The sequence below is a fragment of the Nonomuraea sp. NPDC049649 genome (assembly GCF_040675175.1).
GTDB lineage: Bacteria > Actinomycetota > Actinomycetes > Streptosporangiales > Streptosporangiaceae > Nonomuraea.
The window spans coordinates 1-7,251 of the sequence record NZ_JBFAOH010000080.1 but is presented as its reverse complement, the minus strand read 5'-3'; the positions used below and the strand labels follow the sequence as shown (position 1 = coordinate 7,251).

9 protein-coding genes are annotated in these 7,251 nt (G+C 64.4%); 5 read left to right on the top strand and 4 right to left on the bottom strand.

Annotated features, from left to right (window positions below; translation table 11 throughout):
- Nucleotides 1-248: 248 nt before the first annotated feature.
- Nucleotides 249-659 carry a hypothetical protein gene (locus tag AB0J42_RS37300; RefSeq protein ID WP_364303246.1) on the top strand — a complete coding sequence of 137 codons (411 nt, stop codon included), beginning with the start codon at nt 249-251 and terminating at the stop codon, nt 657-659.
- Between the two features lie 72 nt (nt 660-731).
- Here the strand turns inward: AB0J42_RS37300 and AB0J42_RS37295 are convergent, their stop codons facing one another.
- A complete protein-coding gene (locus AB0J42_RS37295; RefSeq protein ID WP_364303244.1) occupies nt 732-1,262 on the bottom strand; it encodes a hypothetical protein in 531 nt (176 codons plus the stop codon).
- 125 nt (nt 1,263-1,387) lie between these two features.
- On the bottom strand, nt 1,388-1,618 hold the full coding sequence (locus tag AB0J42_RS37290) for a hypothetical protein (RefSeq protein ID WP_364303242.1): 231 nt from the start codon (nt 1,616-1,618) through the stop codon (nt 1,388-1,390).
- Nucleotides 1,619-1,746: 128 nt separating this feature from the next.
- Between AB0J42_RS37290 and AB0J42_RS37285 the strand changes: the two genes are divergently transcribed.
- From AB0J42_RS37285 to AB0J42_RS37270, 4 genes are read left to right on the top strand one after another with little or no spacing between them, the layout of a single operon-like run.
- Complete coding sequence (locus tag AB0J42_RS37285) at nt 1,747-2,499, top strand: methyltransferase (protein WP_364303240.1); 753 nt, start codon at nt 1,747-1,749, stop codon at nt 2,497-2,499.
- Nucleotides 2,496-5,114: an SUMF1/EgtB/PvdO family nonheme iron enzyme gene (locus AB0J42_RS37280; protein ID WP_364303238.1), complete on the top strand. Its 2,619-nt coding sequence runs from the start codon at nt 2,496-2,498 to the stop codon at nt 5,112-5,114. The genes AB0J42_RS37285 and AB0J42_RS37280 overlap by 4 nt, the downstream gene beginning before the upstream one ends.
- Nucleotides 5,114-5,374 (top strand): hypothetical protein, encoded by a 261-nt coding sequence (locus tag AB0J42_RS37275; protein ID WP_364303236.1) that lies wholly within the window; start codon nt 5,114-5,116, stop codon nt 5,372-5,374. The genes AB0J42_RS37280 and AB0J42_RS37275 overlap by 1 nt, the downstream gene beginning before the upstream one ends.
- A complete protein-coding gene (locus AB0J42_RS37270) occupies nt 5,371-6,591 on the top strand; it encodes a hypothetical protein (RefSeq protein ID WP_364303234.1) in 1,221 nt (406 codons plus the stop codon). Before AB0J42_RS37275 ends, AB0J42_RS37270 begins: the two co-directional genes overlap by 4 nt.
- A gap of 3 nt (nt 6,592-6,594) precedes the next feature.
- On the opposite strand, the gene AB0J42_RS37265 is transcribed toward AB0J42_RS37270, so the two are convergent.
- Nucleotides 6,595-6,876 carry a hypothetical protein gene (locus tag AB0J42_RS37265; RefSeq protein ID WP_364303232.1) on the bottom strand — a complete coding sequence of 94 codons (282 nt, stop codon included), beginning with the start codon at nt 6,874-6,876 and terminating at the stop codon, nt 6,595-6,597.
- The gene (locus AB0J42_RS37260) at nt 6,873-7,124 is read right to left on the bottom strand and encodes a hypothetical protein (protein WP_364303230.1); all 252 of its coding nucleotides are present in this window, start codon (nt 7,122-7,124) and stop codon (nt 6,873-6,875) included. Before AB0J42_RS37260 ends, AB0J42_RS37265 begins: the two co-directional genes overlap by 4 nt.
- Between the last annotated feature and the right edge of the window lie 127 nt (nt 7,125-7,251).

Here is a 7,251-nt window from a genome sequence, read left to right as displayed (position 1 = left end):
GACGGCACCAATATCGAGCGCGCCTCTGCCACCAGCGATGGCATACCTACGCCGAGACAACACCATGATCACAACAATCTACGGCTGCCGTAACAGTACGGCGACCCAGGCTTCCGCCTTTCTACGTCGCACCCTGATACTTGCAGCTCTCCCCACTATCAGAATGTGTTCTGACATAAACTCATGGCGTGAGCACATGCCATGCCGACGCAGTGACCTTCTCTGACTTGTCGAGAAATCCTCGAGCGGTGGCCGAACGCGCGGCACGACTAGGGCGGGTGCGAGTCACGCATCGGGACGCTCCGGACTTCTACCTGACCGCGGCCGATCGCGAGGAAGAACGCGAGCAGACGCTGGTCACCGCATCCCGGCTGTTCCTTGCCCTGATCAAGCATGACCCCACTGCCCGTGCGCTGGTCATAGCCATGAGAGAGGTCTTTCCCTGGGTCCGGCATCTGTCCCCGGACGAGCAGAGGACCTTCACTCTCGAACTGGTCGAAGCGCTCTCTGACGCGGCCGAGTTGGATGTGGACGCCACTACCCGGGAAGTCATCGCGGGCTGGCGGGCGACCGCCAGAATCAAGGCCGACCCCGCGCAGTACGCCGAAGCTCGCCGACCCACCAGCGGTGACTTCGGAACCGTACAGGTTTTACCGTGAGCTTCGGGAGACAGCACGGTGCGGCCTACTCGCGAAGGGTTGAGACGTCGAGATCGATGCCAGAAAGACAGGTCAGGCCGTTGCAGCCGCCGGCGTGACATCCGCATGGACGCGCTGGAGGTATTCCACCGCGTGCTGGGCGACCGGATCGTGGTTGAGCCGGTCGCGGTAGAAGTGGAGGCGATTCTCGCAGTCGTCGATGATCTCACTCCAAGTCCTGGCCCAGATCCTGACGCCGTTCTTCCATTCAGCGATACAGCCAGGTGGGAGATTCGGCGCGCTCAGGTCCTCTCTCACCACATCGGCCATCTCCGTGGAGACGACCCAGAAGTCCCAGGACACCCATGCATCGTGGAACTGCGGGTCACCGACGACCGCTCGGGCATAGCTCTTGATCTGGGCGACCTCCACCTGGCCTATCTTGACTTTGGGCTCCTTGAATTCCACTACCAGGTGCTCCCAGCCGGAGCTTCCCCGATACGCCCTCCCCAGCATGAGGTCGACGATGCCCTTCCTACCGTCTTGACGGCGCACCGGGTTGAGCTGACCGTTCTCGGGCTCACGGCCCAGCTCCTCGAGATGCCGCTTCAGTACGATGTCCAAGCTCTGATCACTGACCATCAGTGAGCAGGCGTCACCGAAGATCCATGTCTCACGCTCCAAAATCTTGTGCAGCTCGCTCCGCTCGTCCAGTACGGGATACAGCCCACTCGGTCACGAGAAATGATCTATCGGAGCAGCCGCAGCGTTGTCTTCTTGCTCTGCGACACGCCCGGGAGCCGACGCGCGATCCTGGTGGCCACCTCGTCGAACATCTCCCGCTCGACAGCCTGCGCGGGCTCGACCGGCCCGGCGGAGTACGGGTAGACGCCCTCGCTCTTCCACTCCTGGATCAGGTTCTTCTGCCGGGCGAAGCTCAGCAGATGAGCGGTCTTGGCCTCGTTGTGAACGGCACCCACCGGCTCACTATCCGACGACGTATGCAACTCGTCCGGATACTGTTCTGACTCCAAGCCCACATTGACGATCGTTACCAACCGTCAGATGCTGAAGCTTGCCCTGGAACCTCAGCATCGGGGAGAGATCCGTGCAGCGCGATATCGATCGGGCTCACTATGAACGCCTTGCGGACAAATACGATGACAACTGGGCGTACAGCCCAGAGTTCATTCAATGGATGACCGAAAACCTGCGCAGGCGGCTCCATCTAGTCCCGGGCAGCTCACGCGTTCTAGACGTCGGCAGCGGCACCGGGCTGTATGCCCTCGGTCTCGCCAAGCAGGCGAGCGTGGTGGTATGTGCCGATCTCTCCGCTGCGATGCTGGAGCAGTTGCCGGCGGATGGGCGCCTGATCCCACTGCACGCCGGCGCGGAGGAACTCGCTGATGGCAGGGTGCAACTCCCCCACGATGGATACGACGCCATCCTCATGAAAGAAGTGATCCACCACGTTGCCCACCCACCGCAGGTGCTCGCCGGGTTGAGTCTACTGTTGCGGCCAGGCGGGCGGATCCTGGTGGCGATGCTGCCGAGCGAGATCGATTACCCGCTGTTCGGCGCTGCGCTGGATCTCTTCCGCGAGCGGCAGCCCGCGCCAGAAGACATCGCCGCAGCGCTGGACAGCGCCGGCCTCCGGACCGAATTGACGTACGACGAATTTCCGCTCGTGTTCACCCTCGACCGGTATACACGAATGGTTCGTAATCGATATATGTCCCTGCTGGCCAGCTTCGATGACACGGAAATCGACGCGGGAATCTCGGAGATCCGCCGCACTCACCCAGGCCCTCAAGTACGGTTTCCGGACCGGTTCGCCTTCGTCCTCGGGGTGAAAGCGTGAGCATCGAACTTGACAGTCGCCTCTTCCAGCTTCGAAACGAGCTGGACGACCATGCCCGTGTCGCCCGCTATCTCGGGCTTGACTTCGAGCGTCCGATCAAGTCGCTCGGAGACGGCTACCCGGAGAACACGATCGCCCTGGTGGGCAAGATCACTGAACGCATCCTCAAGCAGCTGTGGCGGCACCACAACGTACCCGGTGACCCGGGCGGAAAGTCGCTCAGTGAGCTGATCAAAGGCGCGCAGCCACACATCCGCAGTTCAGGCGTCCTCGACTCGCTCCGCGACATCCAACGGCTGCGGAACCGCTCGACCCACGACGGGTACGAGATCGCCGAGGAGGACGGCCTAGCGGCGGTCCGGCGGCTGCTCGATGTGCTGGCCTGGTTCAGCAGCACCGGCAGCGGCATCCTGAGCGGCGACGTGCCCAAGCTCGCTCCCGAGGTCGCGGTCAAGGCCGAGTTCCTCGCCGGCCTGTACGTGACACTCGGTTTCCAGCCGGTCAAGAGGTTCGAACTATCCCGCAACACCGTCTACCAACTGTTCTTCCGGGAACGCGGGCTCCGCAGCGAGTACGTCGAGCTGCTGCTGAGCCGGAGCGTCGAAGACGTGGTTCAGGTGATGGAGGCCACCGACGGCGAACTGCTCCAGACGAAGTTGCCGAAGCTCACCCGGTTCCTTGTCCTGGAGGAAAACGGCTCCGGTCAGGTCTCCAACCCGCTGGGCGACGACTACCGGATTCTCACGTACGACCGCTTCATGGACGCTTTCGTCAACCTGGACCAGCACCTCACCGATGTCGTTGGCTCGTACCCGGAGCTCCTGGCCGCCGGACGACTGACCGTCTCCGGCGATCTGCTCACCACCGATGAACGTACGGGAGAACAACAGGTCAGCCGCATCGGCGCGGCTGATCAACTGCTGGACGACGTGGCGGCTACGGGCGGAAATCTCCTCATCGTCGGCCGGGCCGGAAGCGGCAAGACGACGCTGCTCAAGCAGTTGGTCGCCCGATCGGCCACGGCCGGTCGGCGTCGTTACCGGTTCTACTTCGATCTGAGCCTCAAGCAGCCGGGCGAGCCGTTCCGCGAGTTCATCACGCGCATGCTCACGCCGTACATGGATGTGGAGAGCACGCACGTCTTCGAGGTGTTCAACTACTTCGCCCGGTCAGGCTCGGTGCTGTGCGCGCTCGATGGCATCGATGAAGCGGTGTCGTCGTCGACGCAGGCTGGATTCCTGGAGCTGTTCACCGAGATAGCCCAGGTGTTGTCAGCGGAGTCGGCGGTCGTCACCGCGTCCCGGGTGTCGTTCCTGGAGGACTCACCTCAGGTGCGACGGTTGCTCGATGGCACCGCTCTGGTGTCGGAGAAGCTGGTCCAGCAGCTCCACGTTCAAGGAGTCAACCCGTTGCTGGTGCCGCGATTCTCGGCGCTGCGCCTGCATGACGCCAATGGCAAGGCCTCGCCTCTGGAGATACGGCTGGCTCACGATCTGGACCTCGACAACCAGGTGGATTTGCCTCATCTCTCCGAGCTCGCATGGCAGCACTTCGTCAGGGTCACACCCCCGGAGTTGCTGCCGTCGCTCGTCTCGTACTTCGGAGCAGCTTGCTTGCGGGACCGGACGGTGTTCACCTTCGTCGATCTCGTCAACGATCTGGGCATCGAGCTGTTCGAGGGCGGCCGGTTGACCTATGACTCCTTCCGGCTTCGGGCGCTCTTCCGGCTGGCGGGGCCGTCCGCGGTCGCCTTCGCGCACTGCGCCTATCAGGAGCTGCTGGCAGCCGAGTACCTACGGGATCCGGCCAACCGGGTCGAGGCAGGCCCGCGCCTCACAGAGCAAATTCGCGAGTTCCTTTCAAGAAGGTCCGCCCTGGCCCAGACCGATGATTGCGTCCTGCCTGCCGGGGTCTACTTGGTCGGACCCAGCCACCACCTGATGCTCCGGCGCATTGACAAACCCGTCCGTTTCGATCGTTTCCCGGTCACAGTGGGGCGCTACAACCGATTTCTCGAGGCGGTCCGCAGGGACGGCTCGCAGGAGTGGGACCATCCGGCCAAACCTCCAGGGTTCTCCCATGAGCCGTGGCTTGAACGACTGAGGCTGCGGGACTACTTCATCAATCCCGCGTACGAGAACCACCCGGCGGTCTGCGTCAATTATTGGAGCGCCTACGCGTTCGCTCGGTTCGAGGGCAAGCGCCTGCCCACCTCGCTGGAATGGGAGGCCGCCGCGAGAGGTGCCGACGGCAGGCTGTTCCCTTGGGGCGACGACATCGATCTGAGCATCGTCAACAGCGCGGACACCTGGAGTGGCCGGCCTTTGATCACCTACGACGCCTGGCGGGAGGAGCTTGATCGCGGAGCTTTGAGTCAGGCGATGCCCGGCCCTGTCGACGCCCATCCCCGCAACGTCTCCCCCTTCGGCATCCGTGAGATGGCCGGCAACATCTGGGAGATCACCGGCTCGGTACTGGACGAGCTGGGCGAGGTGGTCATCTGCGGAGGCTCGTACGACAACCCCTACCGGGCGTTGCAGGCTTCGTCCAAGGGCCTGTTCCGACGCCGGGGATGCAGCAACGCGGTCGGTTTCCGATGCGTCGAGGAGCTGTGATGAGCGAGCACCGCTTCGGCTACATCGTGGACCGCATGCCGACGGGCAGCGGCCACGGCGGACGTCAAGGGACCTACATCGTGCGCGACGCCGAGACGAGCACCCACCACTCGTTCATGTACGCCGACATCGTGACGGAAGGGTTCCGCACCATCCGGACCGGTGAGCGGGTGCGGTTCCTCATCGACCAAGAAGATACGGAACGCGCCCGCTACGTCATCCGCCTGGACCTCCCGGAAGTCGAGGACTACTACCGGTGACCCGATTGATGCGGCAGGCCCTCGTCGTCATCTACGAAGCGCGTTTCCCTGCCAGCCCGACTTGGGCTTCGGGTCCTCTGGTCCTCCACCACCGCCAGCTCCGCTCAACCGCCGAGGCGCGCAGCGAGTACTACAGCGCCAAGGCGGCCCGCGTGCTGTACGGGAGCGAGGAGCGGCCGAACCGATGGCACGACTCTTCCCACCAGCTTGTCGGCGGCATCGAGATCATTGGCGTAGAGGCCCTCCGAAGCTCGGACCAGCCGGACGCCTCCGGGCTGGTGGCCGTCCATCTCCGGCCCAGGCGAGGCCTGCCGATCGAGTTGCTGCGTACGCTAGCCGGCCGTAGAGGCGCGCTGCCGCTGGGGTTCGGTCCGGAGAAGCTGCTCGACGGCCAAGCCGTGATCAGGCCCGGCAGCCGTCCCTTCACGGTCGCCTTCGTCACTCCGGCCAGGTCGGGTCTGCCGCGCCTGTACCGGCAGGTTCGCTACCGGCGCTGGCCACTCGCACATCAGTGGCTGTGGGCCCTGGCCTCGCGCACCAACCTGGATGACTACCCTCCCGATCCGAAGAACCTCGAACCGACCGAGAGCGAGATCATTCGGCTGTCCGGCGACTGGCACGCCGTGGTGTTGCGGGACGGGATGGGAGTGGTCGGTGTACGAGCCGACCAGGGACGGGACGACCCGTTCTTCGGCTACGCCGAGCTGTATCTGCGGTCGATCTATCTCGATGCCGTCCTGCTCGGCCTGCTGCAGAAGCAAGGGTTGACCGAGCTGGAAGAACGCCTGGCCACCGCCCTCGACTCCTCGGTGGCCGCGACCATGGCCAGCCTCGAGCAGGAGGTCAGTTCGTTCCGTCACCGGCTGTGGGCCCAGCACCTGACTCCGCACGGCGCCCCGAACCGCCTCCTGACCGCTTTTCAGCAGCAGCACGCGCTTCGGGAACGCTTCGACCAGATCCTCACCGAGATCAGCGACTTCAACCGGCTCACCCGCGACGACGAGAACCGGCACGTCAACAGCGCGGTGGTGGTTTTCACCCTCGTCACTGTGCCGGCCGGCATCGCGCTCGCACTGCTCCAGGTGATGGAGACCGACCAGCCCTGGCTGATCGTGGCTGTGGCTCTGGCCTGCCTTGGACTTACCGTGTTCCTCTTGAGTACGCGGTCGGCACGGGTAGCGTTCCGAGCGCTGCGGAATCGTTTCACCCTGCGGTAGATGTCAACCGGCCTGACCGGACAGGAGCTTCTTCCACAGTTCCTCGGCCTTGCCGTACGAGGTCGGGTGGCTCTCCTTGACGGTAACGCCGGCTGGCGTGCGCTCGATTCTGCGTATCCAGGCGAGCCCGGACGAGGCGCAGAGCTCGTAGACGCGCGTCCGGCACTCGCACGTGTGCCGCAGGACCCGGACCCGGTAGAAGCGCGGCAGCGGATCATGCCAGTCGATCGACTCGGCGTCGGCCGTACGAACACCGGCATGCGGACCGTGAAAGTCCGGGATCACGTGGGAGCCCCTTCGAGGTCCGCGGTGGCGAGAACGTCCAGTGTGAACACCTCCGCCCACACCAGATTCCACCGCTGCGGCACGGTCCGCGTACCCCACCTGACCGCCGTCTGCTGAACCAGCCAGAGCCCACGGCCACCGCACTCTTCGTCACTTGACCGGCGGGGAAGCGGCACGGTCGCCGCGCCCTCGTCGATCACCTCGATCCGCGCCAGCGCGTCGCCGACCTCGAAGACCTTCACCCTCACCAGCCCGCCCGGCCGGCCCGAACCGGTGTGGACAAGGCCGATGCGTTCTCGACTGGTGAGACGGCCCCACCCCTGGCCCGGGCAGGCGGAAGAGGGCACCCCGCTGGAGAGATGACAAACGCGACCC